10 protein-coding genes and 1 pseudogene are annotated in these 16930 nt (G+C 61.5%); 8 read left to right on the top strand and 3 right to left on the bottom strand.

What is annotated here, in order from left to right; translation table 11 throughout:
- Nucleotides 1-186 precede the first annotated feature (186 nt).
- The 5 genes from ggt (at nt 187) to ACW7G0_RS11715 (ending at nt 5202) form a co-directional block, all read left to right on the top strand.
- Nucleotides 187-1956 (top strand): gamma-glutamyltransferase, encoded by a 1770-nt coding sequence (ggt, locus tag ACW7G0_RS11735; RefSeq protein WP_456989789.1) that lies wholly within the window; start codon nt 187-189, stop codon nt 1954-1956.
- Nucleotides 1957-1986: 30 nt separating this feature from the next.
- The gene (locus ACW7G0_RS11730; protein WP_456989787.1) at nt 1987-2688 is read left to right on the top strand and encodes a hypothetical protein; all 702 of its coding nucleotides are present in this window, start codon (nt 1987-1989) and stop codon (nt 2686-2688) included.
- Complete coding sequence (locus tag ACW7G0_RS11725; RefSeq protein WP_456989785.1) at nt 2576-2869, top strand: helix-turn-helix transcriptional regulator; 294 nt, start codon at nt 2576-2578, stop codon at nt 2867-2869. The genes ACW7G0_RS11730 and ACW7G0_RS11725 overlap by 113 nt, the downstream gene beginning before the upstream one ends.
- A gap of 57 nt (nt 2870-2926) precedes the next feature.
- Nucleotides 2927-4663 (top strand): serine hydrolase domain-containing protein, encoded by a 1737-nt coding sequence (locus tag ACW7G0_RS11720; RefSeq protein WP_456989783.1) that lies wholly within the window; start codon nt 2927-2929, stop codon nt 4661-4663.
- An 86-nt stretch (nt 4664-4749) separates the two neighbouring features.
- Entirely contained in the window at nt 4750-5202 is a 453-nt protein-coding gene (locus tag ACW7G0_RS11715) for a DUF302 domain-containing protein (protein WP_456989782.1), read from the top strand.
- A gap of 37 nt (nt 5203-5239) precedes the next feature.
- On the opposite strand, the gene prpB is transcribed toward ACW7G0_RS11715, so the two are convergent.
- Both prpB and ACW7G0_RS11705 read right to left on the bottom strand, forming a co-directional pair.
- On the bottom strand, nt 5240-6127 hold the full coding sequence (prpB, locus tag ACW7G0_RS11710) for a methylisocitrate lyase (RefSeq protein WP_456989780.1): 888 nt from the start codon (nt 6125-6127) through the stop codon (nt 5240-5242).
- A 61-nt stretch (nt 6128-6188) separates the two neighbouring features.
- Nucleotides 6189-7871 carry a 4Fe-4S dicluster domain-containing protein gene (locus tag ACW7G0_RS11705; protein WP_456989778.1) on the bottom strand — a complete coding sequence of 561 codons (1683 nt, stop codon included), beginning with the start codon at nt 7869-7871 and terminating at the stop codon, nt 6189-6191.
- Nucleotides 7872-9221: 1350 nt separating this feature from the next.
- On the opposite strand from ACW7G0_RS11705, the gene ACW7G0_RS11700 reads away from it, so the two are divergent.
- The 3 genes from ACW7G0_RS11700 to ACW7G0_RS11690 are packed head-to-tail and all read left to right on the top strand — an operon-like array spanning nt 9222 to nt 16316.
- The gene (locus ACW7G0_RS11700) at nt 9222-11015 is read left to right on the top strand and encodes a DNA methyltransferase (RefSeq protein WP_456989776.1); all 1794 of its coding nucleotides are present in this window, start codon (nt 9222-9224) and stop codon (nt 11013-11015) included.
- Nucleotides 11012-13072: an Eco57I restriction-modification methylase domain-containing protein gene (locus tag ACW7G0_RS11695; protein ID WP_456989774.1), complete on the top strand. Its 2061-nt coding sequence runs from the start codon at nt 11012-11014 to the stop codon at nt 13070-13072. Before ACW7G0_RS11700 ends, ACW7G0_RS11695 begins: the two co-directional genes overlap by 4 nt.
- A 1-nt stretch (nt 13073) precedes the next feature.
- Entirely contained in the window at nt 13074-16316 is a 3243-nt protein-coding gene (locus tag ACW7G0_RS11690; protein ID WP_456989772.1) for an N-6 DNA methylase, read from the top strand.
- A 103-nt stretch (nt 16317-16419) separates the two neighbouring features.
- On the opposite strand, the pseudogene ACW7G0_RS11685 reads toward ACW7G0_RS11690, so the two are convergent.
- Nucleotides 16420-16716, bottom strand: a pseudogene (locus ACW7G0_RS11685) (transposase); the annotation flags it as partial.
- Nucleotides 16717-16930 lie beyond the last annotated feature (214 nt).

Below are 16930 nucleotides of genomic sequence, written 5' to 3'. Positions count from 1 at the left end.
TGAGAGTTTGTGCACGCAGGCCACGAGTGCGACCTTGCCCAGCTTCCCGCGTGCACGCGCGCCCGCCGCGAGGCGAAAGCACCCACAACATGTGGTTATGCCAGGTGCCGCTTTTTTCATAGGAGGCTTCGCTTGCCTGTGACTATGCTCGATCGAGCTCGACCTCAATACGTGAAAGGTGACCGAATGTTCGATCAAGACACGCTGCAATCCCGTGCCAAGCCGGCCTGCGGCGCAATGCCGAACCGTCGCAACCTGCGCTGGTACCGAACGGTGCTGGTGGTGGCGATCGCCACGTTCAGCGTGCTGGCGTATGCGCGGGACGCCACGCCGCCGCGCACCACCACGACCACCGCCGCGATCGCCAGCGCCAATGCCCTGGCCACCGAGGCCGGCTTCGAAACCCTCGCCCAAGGCGGCAACGCCGTCGATGCCGCGATTGCCGTGGCCGCCTCGCTGTCGGTGGTGCAACCGGAAGCCTCGGGTCTGGGCGGCGGTTTTCTCGCCCTGATCCACGATGCCGCCACCGGCAAGGACACCTTCATCGATGCGCGCGAGATGGCGCCACAGGCGGTGAGCGAGGCCGATTATCTCAATGCCGACGGCACCCCCAACCGCGACACCTCGCTCAACGGCCCGCTCGCCGCCGGTATTCCCGGCATGCCGGCAGGCCTAGCCTATATGGCCGACAAGTACGGAAAACTGCCACTGTCGGTGTCGCTGCTTCCGGCGATCCGGCTGGCCGACGAGGGCTTCCACCCCAGCGGCGCGCTGGTCCGTTCGATCACGCGCAAGGCCGAGGTGCTGCGCCGTTACCCGGCCTCGGCCAGCAAGTTCTTCCCCAACGGCAAGGCACCGCAGGAAACCGGCATCTTCCGCGACCCGGGCCAGGGCGCGACGCTTAAAGCCATGGCCGAACGCGGCGCCGACGGTTTCTACAAGGGCCCGGTGGCGAAGGAGATGGTCAAGGCCGTCAAGGCGGCCGGCGGCACCTGGACGCTCGCCGACCTGGCCAGTTACCAGGCGAAGGAGCGCGCGCCGATCGAGCTGGATTACGCCGGCCACAAGATCGTCACCGCGCCGCCGCCGTCCTCCGGTGGCGTGGCGGTCGCCGAAATGCTGAACATCCTCGCCCCGCTCGACCTCAAGAGCATGGATGAAGCCCACCGCATCCACTACCTCGTCGAAGCGATGCGCCGCGCCTTCCGCGACCACAACGAATACCTGGGCGATCCGGATTTCGTGAAGATGCCGTTGGACATGCTGCTGTCTCCTTACTACGCCGACGGCCTGCGCCAGAGCATCCTGCCCGATCGGGCCACCAAGTCCGAGTGGCTGCCGTCGGTGGCAGTGAAAGATCCCGGCATGCACACCACGCATTACTCGATCATCGACAAGGACGGCAACATGGTCTCGATGACCGCCACCGTCAACACCACGCTGGGCTCCGGCTTCGTCGCCGGCAACAGCGGCGTGCTGCTCAACAACGAGATGGACGACTTCGCCCTGGTCGCCGGCCAGCCCAACGCGTTCGGCCTGATCGGCGGCGCCGCCAACGCGGCGGTCGGCGGCAAGCGGATGTTGTCCTCGATGACGCCGAGCTTCGTGGTCGGCGAAGATCGCCTGGCGGTGATCGGCTCGCCCGGCGGTTCGACCATCATCACCCAGGTCTTCGGCGCCATCCTCGCCTTCATCGACGGCAAGGATGCCGGCCAGATCACCGCGCAAAAACGTATCCACCATCAATTCATGCCTGACCGCGTCGACATCGAGAAGGGCAGCGACATTTCCGCCGATGTGCTGGCGAAGCTGAAAGAGATGGGCTACGAAATCAACGACAGGGACTCGTGGGGCAACATGAACGTGGTGGTCTGGGACAAGGCCAGCAACGTCAAGACCGCGGCCAGCGATCCACGCAGCCCGAATGGCCTGGGCAAGGTCGAAGCCGTCGATTGAGCCATGCGCGGCGGGAGTGATCTTGGCGCCATGACCCGAAACGTTTTCGAGCATGACCAGTTTCTCGGTGCGCGTCAGACGACCTGGCGCGCACCCGGGTTTTCGGTATCGCAGCTGGTGCCCACGGTGCCGGAGGACGGCGTCGTCGAGCACGCGCACGCAGAGGCCCATTTTGTCCTGGTGCTGGAGGGAGACTACGTGTCCTTCGCGCGCGGCCTGGCCGGCGCCGGCAAGGTGTCCAGCAGCAAGGCAGGGCCGATCCTTGTGTACAACCCGCCAGGAACCCTGCACCGCGATCGCTTTCGCAGCGAGTCCGGCCGGTTCGTCACTGTCTCGATGTCGTTGGCGGCGCAGCGTGGCTTGGAAGAGGTGCTGGTCCTGCCAGACTATGCGGTGACACTTGGTCCGGGCGCGCTGCAGGCGGCGCTGCGATTGACCCACCCCGAGGACGACGGCGCGTTGGCGCTGGAGTCGCTTTGCGTGGAGTTGCTGACGGCCACGGCGACGCGTTACCAGGAAGTCCTTGAGCAGGCGCCCCGCTGGCTGCTGCGCGCGCGCGACTGCCTGCACGAGGATCTCGACAGTCCTCTTGGGCTGGCGGGCGTCGCCTCTGGCTGCGATGTGCACCCTAGTGCATCTGGCGCGCGCCTTCCGCCAGCATTTTGGCTGCTCGCCCGGCACCTACCGGCGTCGCCTGCGCCTGAATCTTGCCGCAGCGATGTTGGCCAGTGATGCGCATGACATGAGCGAGATTGCGATCCGTTGCGGCTACTTCGACCAGGCGCACTTTTCCCGCGCCTTCCGCGAAGCTTTCGGCCTGCCGCCGGGTAGCTACCGTCAACGTGCCTGGTCGGCGCAGCGGCAGCCAGGTTCAACCCGTACAAGACCGTTGCCGCTTTCGTGCGCACAATGATGGCTGTCCGGATCGCCGTGGCGGTCAAGGTTTGCCATCCATCCCGAGGTGCTGCCGATGCGCGTTGCCCTGCTTTGCCTGTTGCTGGTGATTTCCGCGACCACGCGTGCGGCTGATCCACCCGACGTCGTCGGACTGTGGGGTAACGAGACGGTTTCCGGCCCGCTGTTGGCGGGCACCCTCACCGTGGATGGGCGACAGACACCGTGGCAGGCGAGCGTGGGTGGAATGTCGGTCCCGGTCGTGCGCGACGGCGATCATGTCAGCTTCGCCATGCCCGGCGGACAGGGTCACTTTCGTGGACAACTTGTCGACGGCAACATCGATGGCTTCTGGACTCAGCCCCCCGGCCTGACTCTGGCCAGCGCTTACGCGACCCCGGTGGTCCTGGCGCATGGCCACGACCACGTCTGGGTTGGTCGGGTGCGGCCCCTGGTGGACCGGCTGACGCAGTACCTCAATATCCAGCGCACGCCAGACGACTCGTTTGTGGCCTTCCTGAGCAACCCCGAGTACAACCTCGGTCGCGGTCGGGCTTATGACGTGGATGTGGACGGCGATACGGTCGTGTTGACTGACCCGAAACGCGAGGGCTGGGCCTTGAACGGCCGATTCGACGAAGAAACGGATCAACTACGCATGGACTGGCAAGGCATTGCGGTGTTTCCGTTCACGCGGCGCGACCGCGATCATGCGCTCGGCTACTACGTGACGACTCCGGCTGGCGCGCACAATGCGTACCAGGTGCCGGTCCCCGTCGATGACGGCTGGACGACGGCGACACTGGGCGATGTGGGCATGCAGCTGGCGCCGATGACCGCGCTGCTGCAGCATGTTGATACGCTCGCCGCGCCCGAACCGGGCAATCCGCAGGTACACGGGCTGTTGGTGGCGCGACACGGCAAGCTGGCGTTCGAGGCCTATTTCCACGGTTACTCGCGCGAACAGGCGCACGACACGCGTTCCGCCGGAAAGTCGTTCGCTTCCCTGCTGGTTGGCATGGCGATTGATCACGGCGCCGAGCTGTCGGCGAAGACCCCCGTGCTTTCGCTGTTCCCCCAGTACGACAAACTGGCGAACGTGGACGGGGCCAAACGCGCCATCACCGTAGGCAACCTTATGAGCATGAACTCCGGCCTCGCCTGCGACGACGGCAATAGCGAATCGCCGGGCGGCGAAGACACGATGCAGGGTCAGCAAGACGACCCGGATTGGTACCATTACACCTTGAACCTGCCGATGGCGCAAAAGCCCGGCGCCGACGAGGCCGTGTACTGCTCGGCTGGCATCAACCTGCTCGGCGGCGCGGTCCGCCACGCGACGGGTCGTCCACTCACCGAATTGTTCCGCGACTGGATCGCGCGACCGATGCAGATGCACGGCTATCACATCAACCTGATGCCGGACGACGATGCCTACCTGGCCGGCGGTATTCGCTTGCGTCCGCGCGACATGCTCAAGCTGGGGCAGTTGTATCTGGATGGCGGGGTCTGGCATGGACAACGTTTGGTCGATGCGGCCTGGATCGACGCGTCCGTCACCCGGCGCACCACGTTAGGCCCCAATCACGACTACGGCTATGCATGGCATCTGCATCACTTTCGGGTACAGGGCCACGATTACCGCGCCTACGCCGCAGAGGGCAACGGCGGCCAGTTTGTGATCGTGGTGCCGGAACTGGACCTGACCGTGGCCATCACTGCTGGCAGCTACGGCGAGTTCTCCACTTGGTATCCGCTGCAAAACCTTGTCACCGATTACATCATTCCCGCTGCGCTGCCCGTGCCACGGTAAGGCCTTCCGCATGCGCCACATCGGGCGCGTCTCGACTTAGCCGGGCGCGCCGTATCGCTTGCTGGTCCATGTCATAGGAGCAACTCATGAAACTGCTGCGCCCATTGCTCGCCGCTCTCCTTGTCTCGTTCGCCTCGCTTGCGTCAGCTGCAGACGGACTCGTGGTTGTCGAGAGTCCACACAGCGCTGCCGACACAATGAGCCGCTTCGAAGGGCTGGCAAAACAGCATGGCCTCAAAGTGTTCGCGCGCATTGATCATGCAGCCGGAGCGACCAAGGTAGGCAAGACACTACGTCCAACGGAGGTGCTCATCTTTGGCAACCCGCAAGGCGGCACACCACTCATGGAATGTGCCCAGTCCATCGGCATAGACCTTCCACTGAAGGCCCTGGTCTGGGAGGACGCGTCGGCTCACACATGGCTGGGCTACAACGATCCTGCATTTCTTGCCCAGCGCCACGGTGTCGCGCAGTGTCCGGCCGTCAAGAATCTTCGCAAAGTCTTGTCGGGCCTTGCTGCGGACACTGTCGCGCCCTAAATCCAAAGTACGAGGGTCTCGCCGGGCGGGCGGCGACTTACTTCGCGTCGCTGAATACCTTGTCCAGGCGACGCTCGAACTCGTGGTAGCCGATGCGCTCGTACAACTCCTCGCGGGTTTGCATGAGGTCGACCACGTTCTTCTGGTGGCCGTCGCGGCGGATCGCGGTGTACACGGCTTCGGCGGTCTTGTTCATCGCGCGGAATGCGGACAGCGGGTACAGCTGCATTGCCACGCCGACCGAGGCCAGCTCGTCGCGGGTGAACAGCGGGGTCTGGCCGAACTCGGTGATGTTGGCCAACACCGGCGCCTTCACCGCATCCACGAAACGCTGGTAGGTCGGCAGGTCGTAGGCGGCCTCGGCGAAGATGCCGTCCGCGCCGGCTTCGACACACGCGATCGCGCGCTCGATCGCCGCGTCCACGCCGTCCACCTGGATCGCATCGGTGCGGGCGATCAGGAAGAAGTCCGGGTCGGTCTTGGCATCCACCGCGGCCTTGATCCGGTCGACCATCTCGCCCTGCGACACGATCTCCTTGCCCGGGCGGTGACCGCAGCGCTTGGCGCCGACCTGGTCTTCGATATGGCAGGCGGCGCCGCCTGCCTTGATCAGCGACTTGATGGTGCGGGCGATGTTGAACGCGCTGGCGCCAAAGCCGGTGTCGATGTCGACCAGCAACGGCAGCTCGCAGACATCGGTGATGCGGCGCACGTCGACCAGCACGTCCTCCAACGTGTTGATGCCCAGGTCCGGCAGGCCCAGCGAGCCGGCTGCGACACCACCACCGGACAAGTAGATCGCGCGGTAACCGGCGCGTTGGGCCAGCAGGGCGTGGTTGGCATTGATGGTGCCGACGATCTGCAGCGGCTTCTCTTCGGTCAGGGCGTGGCGGAAACGGGCGCCGGGGCTGGTCATTGCGGTCATGGGTCTCTCGAAATGCGGAGGAGGGGGAGGCGGTGCGCGCGGGCCGTGTGCCGGCCGGTCGTCACAACGCGGCGTAGTTCGGGCCGTCGCCGCCTTGCGGGGTGACCCAGACAATATTCTGGGTCGGGTCCTTGATGTCGCAGGTCTTGCAGTGCACGCAGTTGGCCGCGTTGATCTGCAGCCGCTCGTGGCCGGCCTCGCCGACGAACTCGTACACACCGGCCGGGCAGTAGCGTGCCTCGGGGCCGGCGTACTCGGCCAGGTTCACTTCCACCGGAATGCTGGCGTCCTTGAGGGTCAGGTGGCTGGGCTGGTTCTCGTCGTGATGGGTGCTGCTGAGGAACACCGAGCTGAGCCGGTCGAAGGTCAGCACGCCGTCGGGTTTGGGGTAGACGATTTTTTCGGACTGCGCGGCCGGCGTCAGGCACTCGTGGTCGGCCTTGGCGTGGTGGATCGTCCACGGCGGGTTGCGGATGCCCAGCTTCGGCAGCAGCCATTGCTCGATGCCGGTCATCAGCGTTGCCAGCAGACGGCCCTTCTTGAACCACTGCTTGAAGTTCTTCGACAGCTTCAGCTCCTCGTGCAGCCAGCTGTTCTCGAACGCGGCCGGATAGGCCAGCAACTCGTCGCGCGAGCGGCCTTGCGACAGCGCCTCGAAGGCCGCCTCGGCGGCGAGCATGCCGGTCTTGAGCGCGGCGTGGCTGCCCTTGATCCGGCTGGCGTTGAGGTAGCCGGCCTCGCAACCGACCAGCGCGCCGCCGGGAAACACGGTCTTGGGCAGCGACAGCAGCCCGCCAGCGGTGATGGAGCGTGCGCCATAGGAAATGCGCTTGCCGCCTTCCAGGTATTTCCGGATGGCCGGGTGGGTCTTGAAGCGCTGGAACTCCTCGTACGGACTCAGCCACGGATTGCTGTAGTCCAGTCCGACCACGAAGCCGATCGCGACCTTGTTGTCCTCGGCGTGGTAGACGAACGAGCCGCCGTAGGTGTCCGAGTCCAGCGGCCAGCCGGAGGTGTGCACCACCAATCCCGGTTCGTGTTTGGCCGGGTCGACCTGCCACAGCTCCTTGACGCCGAGCGCGAAACTTTGTGGGTCGCAGCCCTTGTCCAGCTCGAATTTGGCGATCAGCTCCCGGCCCAGGCTGCCGCGCGAGCCCTCGGCGAACACCGTGTACTTGGCATGCAGCTCCATCCCACGCTGGAACTGCGCGGTCGGCTCGCCATCCTTACCCACGCCCATGTCGCCGGTGGCCACGCCCATCACCGCGCCGGCCTCGTCGTAAAGCACTTCGGCGGCGGCGAAACCGGGGAAGATCTCCACCCCGAGCGCCTCGGCCTGGGGCGCCAACCAGCGGGTGAACTCGCCCAGACTGGCGATGTAATGGCCGTGGTTGTCGAAGCAGCCCGGCAGCAGGAAACCGGGCGTCGCGAGTGATCCGGTCTCGCTCAGGAACAGGAACTCGTCGCGGGTCACCGGCTGCCGCAGGGGTGCGCCGCGCTCCTTCCAGTCCGGCAACAATTCATCCAGCGCGCGGGTGTCCATGATCGCGCCCGACAGGATGTGCGCGCCGGGCTCGGAGCCCTTCTCCAGCACGCATACCGATACCTCGTGGCCCTTGCTGGCGGCCAGTTGGCGCAGGCGGATCGCGGTGGCCAGTCCGGCCGGGCCGGCTCCGACCACGACGATGTCGAACTCCATCGATTCGCGGGGGCCGTAGGTGGCGAGCAGTTGTTCCGGGGTCATGGCGGTTCCGTGTTGCTGGGAGACATTGGGGGCCATTATCCCGCCCAGCCGTGAAACGTGCAGGCGGCAATGGGGCGCAGCGCGTGGGCCAAGGATCAGCGGATAGCGGAACGCCCGCCGGCTCGTTGCAGATCCGGCGCGTGGCCCCACAACCTGTTAGTGAGACAAAACTACTAGCAGTATGTGAGAGTCCGTAACCTTTTGATTCTCATCATGTTCCACGCGGTCGCTGAGCCATTGTAGAGTGTTCCGGCGACGTGTCGTGCCGCGTCGTGCTGCCGGGCACTCTGCTCCTACAGCGATTCGGGCGTGTGCAAGGGAGTTAGGGTCCGCGCGCGAGGATGTTGCCTTCATCGGAGGCAGCCCTGGCTATCGGCCGTTCTTGACTAGGCGCACGGTCACGCAGCTTGAGATCCGACGGGCCTGCCGAGAGTCTCCGGAGCTGCTGGCGCGGAAAATGCACGTATCGCTGGCAGCAAATTGCGTCTTGGCATCGTGGTCACAGCGGATCGGGGTGTTGCCGCCCTGCCAGCTGGGCCACGCGCTTCACGGCACCCCGGACATCCTGTCGATGGTGGTCACCCGATCTAGTGACACAAGCGGCAAGTCTAAGGTGCACCTAGCTCCGCTGGATCGCTATCAGCTAGAGCCCCATGACTACCGTAGGAATCGCCTGATCCATTCGGGGAACGACGCTGTGCCCCTGTTGGGCGGCTTAGATTGCGTGCTATTTGTGCTGACGCGAAGAGCACTGGCAAGAGGATCATCGAATTGCGAGCGCGAGACGTAAGCCGGTTGGAGCCAAGACGGAATCGGTGTAAGACGCGCACCACTGAGCGGGCGATGGGCGGCCGGAACAGCTCATCCTGACTTACCCGAGGCGCTAGCGTCTAACCACTTCTTTCTTGGCCTAGCACAAGGCCTTCAACCCGAAGAGAACCAACGGCATGCCTCAGTGGTGCGGTCTGTTTTGGCAGGTCGGAATGCGGACCTACCGGCGGATCTTGGGTTAGAGTAGGACACGGCAATCTGCCCGTCGGGCCAAGCTCTTCTCGGGGGCGAGTCAGAATCAGCCTGTGTGGCCCATCCGATATCGGCCGGACTCATCCGTGGAGATGCAGTTCGGCCGTCGCAGCTTGTGCGAAGCCTAGTCGCTACCTTTCCTCGTGGAAAGCGCACCGTGTCGAGAAATTTGCCGAATGCAGGGCTACTGCTCAAAACTTCCTTGGGGGGTGAGGATCTTCTAGCGGATTGGTCCCTTAACCTGAGGCCGGCGGACTAGTCCGTCCAGTTACGAAAGGTCGCCGTCCGCAAGATGGATGGGGTACTCGATCATAAAGAAGTGAGCGGATGAAACAATCCAAGAATAACGCGGCTGATTTTGTAAGCCGACTCTACGAGTCCTCGTTGCCTTCTAAGAGGACTGGTCCCCTCTACAACGCATTCTCTTATCCGACAAAGATCTCGCCCGAGGTTATCGCGGTCTTCATCGCAGCCCACACTCAGCCCGGCCAAACCGTCTTGGACGCGTTCGGCGGGAGCGGAACTACTGGCCTTGCCGCCATGCTTTGCGACCGGCCGACAGAAGCGATGTTGTCGATGTGTAAGTCGCTCGGTATCGCGCCAAGATGGGGCCCTAGAAAGGCCGTTCTTTTTGAGGTCGGAACGCTGGGCGCGTTCGTCGCGAAAACTCTTTCTTCGCCAATCGATCCGGACGAATTCTCAAAAGCGGCGAATGAACTGTGTCGCCGTGCCTCGCTGAAGCTGCACGATCTCTACGCTGCGAAGGATCCGTCCGGTCAGGCGGGCACCATTCGTCACATGATCTGGTCGGATATTTTGGTGTGCCCACAGTGTGAGGCAGAAACGGCTTACTGGGACGCTGCAGTGCGACACGCTCCGCTGTCCATGGCTGAAGAGTTCACCTGCGCAGAGTGCGCTAGATCCATCAAAATCCGAGCATGCACGCGAGCAATCGAAGCCGCGCCCGATGTCTTCGGTGCAACTGTCGAGCGGAAAAAGCGTGTGCCCGTGCGCGTCTACGGTAGAACCGGAAACGCCAAGTGGCAGCGCGAGTCTACGCCGGAGGACATCGAACAAGCATTGGCAGCGGAGGCGCTGACGATCCCGCGCTCCGCTCCAAACGAGGAACTCGTTTGGGGAGACCTCCGCCGGACGGGTTACCACAGAGGTATCGAGAGGCTGCACCACTTCTACACGCCAAGGAACTTTATCGCGGTGGCGACGCTGTGGGAGCTTGCCGACGAATTCGACGACGAACTTCGCCAAGCATTAAAGCTCTTGATTTTGAGCTACAACGCTTCGCACTCAACCCTCATGGCTCGTGTCGTCGTCAAAAAGAGCCAAAAGGACCTCGTTCTCACCGGCGCGCAGAGCGGCGTCCTCTACGTCAGCGGACTACCTGTAGAGAAGAACGTTATCGCGGGAGTGCAGAGAAAGGCAAAAGCGTTCACGGATGCATTCGCGCTAATTTACGGTAGCAAGAGCCAAGTGGTCGTCCATAACGCAAGTAGCGAAGCAATGGCACTGCCGAATGGATCGATCGACTACGTCTTCACCGATCCGCCGTTTGGAGACTACATCCCCTACGCGGAGATCAATCAGATCAACGAGATCTGGTTGGGAGAAGCCACAGATCGATCCAAAGAGATCATAGTGAGCGAAGCGCAAGGAAAGAGCGTCGATACCTATGCACGGATGATGCAGCATGTTTTCGGCGAGATAGCGCGCGTGTTGAAGCCGGGCGGCCAAGCCACTGTTGTCTTTCACTCGGCACATTCCGAGATCTGGCGGGCCCTGGCGTCGGCGTATGGCGGCGCAGGTCTGGTGGTGAAAGCGACAAGTATCCTCGACAAGATTCAGGCGAGCTTTAAGCAGGTCGTCTCCGAAGTTGCCGTAAAGGGTGACCCGCTGCTCCTGCTGGTTAAAGAACCCGCTTCCGCCCGATCAGTAAAAGTCTGCGCCAAGATCGCAGAAGAGGTCATCGCCGCCACGCCGGGCGCTGACCCACAGAAACTCTATTCGATCTTCATAGGACGCTGTCTGTTAGAGGGGGTTCGGATAGACATGGATGCCCGGGAGTTCTACGCGATTGCCGGCGCTCCAAGGCAGGTTGCTCCGTGACCCCCGCTTCAGAGCTTGCTTCTCAAGAAGGCTTCGCCGACGAGGCAGGTCGTAGGAAGCGGCTGGGCCAGTATTTCAGTGGGACCGCGCTTGGTCGTGTCCTGGCCGCGCTAGCAGGTGTGCACAAGAGCCATTCGGTCCTAGATCCAATGGCAGGTAGTGGCGATTTGCTTGCCGCTTGTGCCGAGCTAGGAACCTCGCCGGCGCAGATGGCTGCTGTCGAAATCGACCCTCTCGCGCTCAGGCTGTGTGAGGGCCGGCTTCCGGACATGTTCTGTGCGCTCGGAAGTGCGTTCGATCCCAAGATTATCGGCGGCCTGCCCCGGCTGCAATGGGATCTAGTGATCACCAACCCTCCCTATGTGCGATACCAGAGCTTGTCAAAAGCCTCGGGGAAAGAATTTCCACTGCCCGACGCCGTGGAAGTCAGAAATGGACTGCTGTCGCTGATTGAGCTCTTGCCGAGCCTCGACGCGACCGACAAGGAGCTTTTCGGGAAGCTCGTGCAGGGCTACTCAGGTCTCGCCGATCTTGCGGTGCCTTCGTGGCTGCTATGCGCGGCGCTTGTCTCTCCGGGCGGGCGCCTTGCGCTCGTGGTACCGGAGTCATGGTTAAGCAGGGAATATGCTGCAGTGGTCCATTACATGCTGCTGCGTTGGTTTGATATCGAGTTCATCGTCGAGGACGAGCACGCATGCTGGTTCGCGGACGCGCAGGTAAAGACCACGCTCCTTGTCGCACGGCGCGTAGCGCGGAAAGCCAGCGCCTTTGACACAGTGGTCGGGGACTCGTTCGCGCGTATCGCGATATCGGGCAATGCGTCGGGACCCCTAGGACCGTGTTCGCGTCTGAGAAGGGACAAAGTGGCGCCAGAGCGCGCGTTCGCGAGCGAGGCGCGCTCGTGGTTGGCTACCGGGGCGGGCCATCAGGACGACATGGTGAAGGTCCAACACATTCCCTTGGCCAAGGTGGCTGCCAATTTGCGTGGCGCTTGCGCCAAACAAAAGTGGTTTGCGGGGATGGGTGAGACCATCGTCGAAGCGGGCCCTCTGGTGCCGCATCCACTCGATCAATGGCTTGGTCGATCTTGCGTCGCGCCTCGTCCTCATTCGCTCACATCGCTGGGTGTCGGCATCGGACAAGGTCTGCGTACAGGCGCGAATGCGTTCTTCTACGCCGAAGCAATGGGAGCTCACCTCGTGCTCGAGCGACTTTTCCCCGGAATGAAGTGGAAAGTTCCGGCCGACCTCGCCGCGCCAGCAGTCAGAAAGCAGGAAGACCTACCAGCGGGATTCCTTGTTGGTCCAAACATGCCTGCTGGCCGCGTGCTCGATCTGAGGAGGAACGCGCTTCCGGAGGACATTCGGCGTGGCGGCGCCGTTGCGGCCAAAGCGTTCAAGCCGCTGCCCGCTGATCTTGCACGATTGGTCAGGAAAGTCGCGACTGTCGACTTTGGCGATGACCACGAAAGAAAGCGCATCTGGCAGCTATCTGCGGTCGCGCCGAACGAGCGGAAGGGGAATGCTAAGACCGGTGTGCCGCCTCGCTATTGGTACATGTTGCCAGAGTTCGCTAGAAGGCATCAGCCTGATGTGTTCATGGCGAGAATCAATGCAGGCAGTCCTAAGGCGTTTCTCAATCAAAACGCGAAGTGCGTAGTTGACGCGAACTTCGCTACCCTATGGGTCGAGGATGGGGGTGTGGACAAGTATGCGTTGCTGGCATTGCTAAACAGCGCGTGGACAACGGCCACGTTAGAGCTTTCGGCATCGGTAATGGGGGGCGGGGCGCTCAAAATTGAGGCCGCACATCTCCGCCGTCTACCGGTTCCACTACTCACGAGCGAGGCGTGCGAGAAGCTGGGGGCCTTGGGAAGAAAGCTTGCGCGCGTGAAGTCCTCGAAGCTAGTAGCCGAAGTGCTTGGAGAGATCGACAAAGTTGTGGCCTTTGCTGCACTCGGCAGACGCGCCACTGCGAGCGACATCAAGGCTCTCCGAGAGTTGGCCGTGGAAGGGCGAGCGAGACGGCAGGGTCATAAGAAGGGAGTCTCGGGCTGACATGATCTCCAAGTTTGATAAGGCGAAGGCACTAGTCTTCCTGCAAGAAACCGTCCAGCTCGTGGCCGGAGGATCCAAAGAGGGTCCGCTTCGGCACAACCTATCTGCACATCTCCCACGGATGTTTCCTGACGTTCCTTGGTGGATCAAGGCACACGCCACTGGCGCTGAGACCTTCGCAAGGTTCAATAAGGCAGGTAGGAGCGCGCATGGTTTTGTTGACACGCTGGTCGGCGCGACGGCCATCGAGTACGAATCGGATCTGCGAGTTGAGCAGAAGTTCGTTACCGGTCTTGGTCAGGTCAAGGACTATTGCGCCAACCTCTTGAACGCCGGGCATCCGCAGCATTTGATCGTAGGTGTGCTTTCCGACACGGTGAGATGGAGGGCATACCGCGTCTCCAAGGTCCTAGATATCACTGCTGTTTCTGGCGCAACCGTCCTGGGGCGCGATCACCTCGAACTTGACGAGATCGATGCCTGCGACCTTGAGGCGGCAGGCGAGCCGGAGGCTATTGTTCTTGGGCAGTTCTTGGACAAGCACCTGGGGAGGCGTGGCGCAAGGCTCCTAAGCGCTTCGACCCTCTCGTATGACCTCGGTTTCGCGAGCTCATTCAGCCGGCATCACGTGGTCGGGATCCTCACGCTGATCAGCGACGCGTTCACGGCAGATCCGAAGTATGCAGCGCTGATCCGGAATCTTTGGGACGGCTTCGTCTCCTACCTAGGGGGAGCTGCACCTTCGGGCACGTTCAGCCAGCGCGTTTATGCCGACGAGCTCTATGTGCTCACCCTCGCCAAGCTAATTTGCGCGAACCTAATCTCCGAGAAAGCGCTCGTAAGCGACGATACTGAACTCGCCGAGATTCTGGATGGAGTCTTTTTTGAGAATCGCGGCCTGGCAAATTTTGTTGAGTATGACTATTTCGGATGGCTCAACACTGCCCCCCACGCGCAAGCACTCTTGCCGGTGGCGCGGGGTATCCAGGAGGACCTGCTTGCCTATGACTTCACCTCGGCGCCGGCGGAAGACCTGTTCGGCGAGCTGATGAGCCAGCTGGCCAGCAGGTCTCAGCGACTTCTGCTTGGCCAGGAATGGACACCGTCGTGGTTGGCAGAAAAGATCGTCACGAACACCTTGTCGAAACTAGCGGATGGCACGGATGCCAAGTTCGTCGATATGTGTTGCGGCTCGGGTGCCATGGTCGTCGAGGTAATCAAGCAGGTGAAGGGTCGTCTTAAAGCGGATGGAGTCAGTCCAGAGTCGCCGGAAGCGATAGTGGCCCTTGCAGACTCGATCACAGGCTTCGATATAGATCCTTTGGCCGTAATGCTTGCCAAGGTGAACTGGGTGATCGCCGCGAAAGAGTGGCTAGACCCCGCGCAGCCAGTTGCCATCCCGATCTACCATGCCGACTCGCTCTTCTCGGCCACCCCGCTTGCGAAGTCAACGGATAAGTCGGGGGCAGAGCACCATGAGTTGCTGCTCGACGGACTTATGATTGAACTGCCGGCGTTCCTAGTCTCGCCGAAGCGCGCATCGCTCTTCGAGAAGATTCTCGCAAGCGCTTATGATGTGGCGATGGCTAGCGCAAAGGCGCCGCCAGCGAAGAAGGCGCCCGCGTTTGTCCCTGATATGGTCGATGCCGCAATTTCTGGAAGCCCGAGTGCGCTAGAGGGCGACGAGAGGAAGCGGCTGATTGTTTTCACAGACGCCCTCATGGATGTTTTGGAGCAGCTGCAACGCACGGGCAGGAACGGCATCTGGTCGTTCATTCTTCGCAACAGCTATCGGCCGGGCCTGGTGTCAGGGAATTTCAACGGGCTCGTGTCGAACCCACCTTGGCTCGCGCTAAGCAAGATTGCCAACAATCCCTATACAGAAGATCTTCGCGAGAGATCCAAACAGTTCGGCATTGCGCCGCCAGGTCCCGCACATCTTCATGTTGAGATGGCAACGATCTTCCTTCTCAACGCGGTCGATCGCTACCTAACAGATGGCTCTGTACTGGGCTGCATTTTGCCAGACGCTGTGTTGAGCGCCCATCACCATAGTCCCTTTCGAGAAGGCGCGTATGCCCACGCCAAACGGTCGGTTAACTTGCGCGTCGACGAGCTGTGGAGGATAGAGCGCGGGGCGTTCAAGAACGAGGCAATCGTATTATTCGGGACGAAAGCCGCGCCGATGTCCGGAAACATTTCAGGGCGAGACGTGTCAAGGACAGGTAACACGGCAGTCGTCTTCAAACGGATTGCAAAAGGTGCGCGCACTGCATGGTCTGACAGGCCGGCAGTGGGCAACGTGAGCGCAGGGTCATTCAAACCTGCCAACTTTCGCCAAGGCGCCGACGTGATGCCGAGAACCGTAATCTTCCATGCTGCCGTGAAAAATGCCGCAGGATCGTGGAATCTTTCTCCGATTACCGTGACTTCTAAGGAATGTTATTTGAAGGCGGCGCCTAAAGTGTTGAAAGGGTTTTCGCTAACAGTAAACGGCGTCAGCGACAAGCTAATCGTGGACGTGCTGATGTCGCATCACCTAACTCCGTTTGATATCGGTGACGGAGCAAAAGGGTTGCTTCCGATCGAGAAAAATGGAGCATGGCAGCCACTAGCGCTCCCAGATATTTCCGCGCTGGGGAAGCCGAGTAAGAACGCCGTCAACAAGGTGCTAAGTGCCTTAGGCGCAGGAGCAACACCGCAAACCATGTTTCAGTACTTTGACACGAACCGGAAGAAGCTGACCAGTCAGGTTTGGAGTGACGGCTGGCTCGTGCTGATGGGCGCTGGCGGGTCGAATGTATGTGCTGCCTTTGCACCCGCCGCGCGATTCGCTACTGACAAAACAGTGATTGATCAAACGCTTTACTGGGCCCGCGTTGGTTCGGAGGATGAGGCTGTTTACCTGACGGGGTTGCTCAACAGTTCGGCCGTCAACGAGGTAATCAAGGAATTTCAGTCCAGAGGCTTATTTGGAGAACGGCACATCCATAAATTGCCGATTGAGATGACGCCGCCCTTCGATTCCGGGGAGCCGTCCCATATGGAGGTCGTGAGAACGACACGAAAGGTGATGTCAGAGTGGGCTGTGTATAAGAGCGCCAACGGTGCGACTATCGATCCGCTTCTGCGCCCAGGCTCACCACTCGGCAGACGTAGACCAGCGATCACAAAAATCATTTCTGCGCTGCCGTCTTGGAACGACTACGTGGACGCCTGCAAGGCGGTCTACTGCGTGCCATGAATCAGCGTCGCAAAAACATGGGTTGGACGCTGCTCTTGACTCACCCCTAGACTTCAAAGATCTGGGGTAATCCACCCATTGGCAGCAGCCGCCAAAAGTGGAGCTAAGCGGCCAATGCCAATCGTTGCATCGGGGTGATGCCGCCGAGCGCGATGTTCGGGCGCTCGTGGTTGTATGTCCATAACCAACGGGTGGCCGATTCTTGCACTTCCTCAATCGAGTCGAACAGCAGTTGGGCCAGCCAGTCGTAACGCACGGTGCGGTTGTAGCGCTCGATGTACGCGTTCTGCTGCGGATTTCCTGGCTAGATGTAATCCAGCTTGATGCCGTGTTGCTCGGCCCATTGCTGCAGGGCGCCGCTGATGTACTCGGGACCGTTGTCGCATGTTGGAACGGGAGGTAAAATAGGAACTCGAGTCGCGTAGTGCTCCGAGATCTCATCCGTGCCGTAGTCGACCATCACTGAAGTCCGCTTATGGCCGATAGCGGACATCACGACCTGCACCGCGACTGCTGCGAGAGTCCGCTATCGATGGTGGATTCAACCGGTCGATGCAACACACTTACCACCGCGTAAGCGGAAGGAGTGTTGCAGATGAAGCGACGGCCACGGA

The sequence above is a fragment of the Lysobacter sp. A286 genome, assembly GCF_054052105.1.
Note: the sequence above shows the minus strand (reverse complement) of the source record. Positions and strands in the feature narration are given on the sequence as shown.

Bases quoted from the DNA above. Each gene is read 5' to 3' on its own strand.
- prpB (WP_456989780.1), bottom strand. From the start codon at position 6,127: ATGACCGCAATGACCAGCCCCGGCGCCCGTTTCCGCCACGCCCTGACC.
- ACW7G0_RS11720 (WP_456989783.1), top strand. From the start codon at position 2,927: ATGCGCGTTGCCCTGCTTTGCCTGTTGCTGGTGATTTCCGCGACCACG.
- ACW7G0_RS11715 (WP_456989782.1), top strand. From the start codon at position 4,750: ATGAAACTGCTGCGCCCATTGCTCGCCGCTCTCCTTGTCTCGTTCGCC.
- ACW7G0_RS11730 (WP_456989787.1), top strand. From the start codon at position 1,987: ATGACCCGAAACGTTTTCGAGCATGACCAGTTTCTCGGTGCGCGTCAG.
- ACW7G0_RS11700 (WP_456989776.1), top strand. From the start codon at position 9,222: ATGAAACAATCCAAGAATAACGCGGCTGATTTTGTAAGCCGACTCTAC.
- ggt (WP_456989789.1), top strand. From the start codon at position 187: ATGTTCGATCAAGACACGCTGCAATCCCGTGCCAAGCCGGCCTGCGGC.
- ACW7G0_RS11705 (WP_456989778.1), bottom strand. From the start codon at position 7,871: ATGACCCCGGAACAACTGCTCGCCACCTACGGCCCCCGCGAATCGATG.
- ACW7G0_RS11725 (WP_456989785.1), top strand. From the start codon at position 2,576: ATGTGCACCCTAGTGCATCTGGCGCGCGCCTTCCGCCAGCATTTTGGC.
- ACW7G0_RS11690 (WP_456989772.1), top strand. From the start codon at position 13,074: ATGATCTCCAAGTTTGATAAGGCGAAGGCACTAGTCTTCCTGCAAGAA.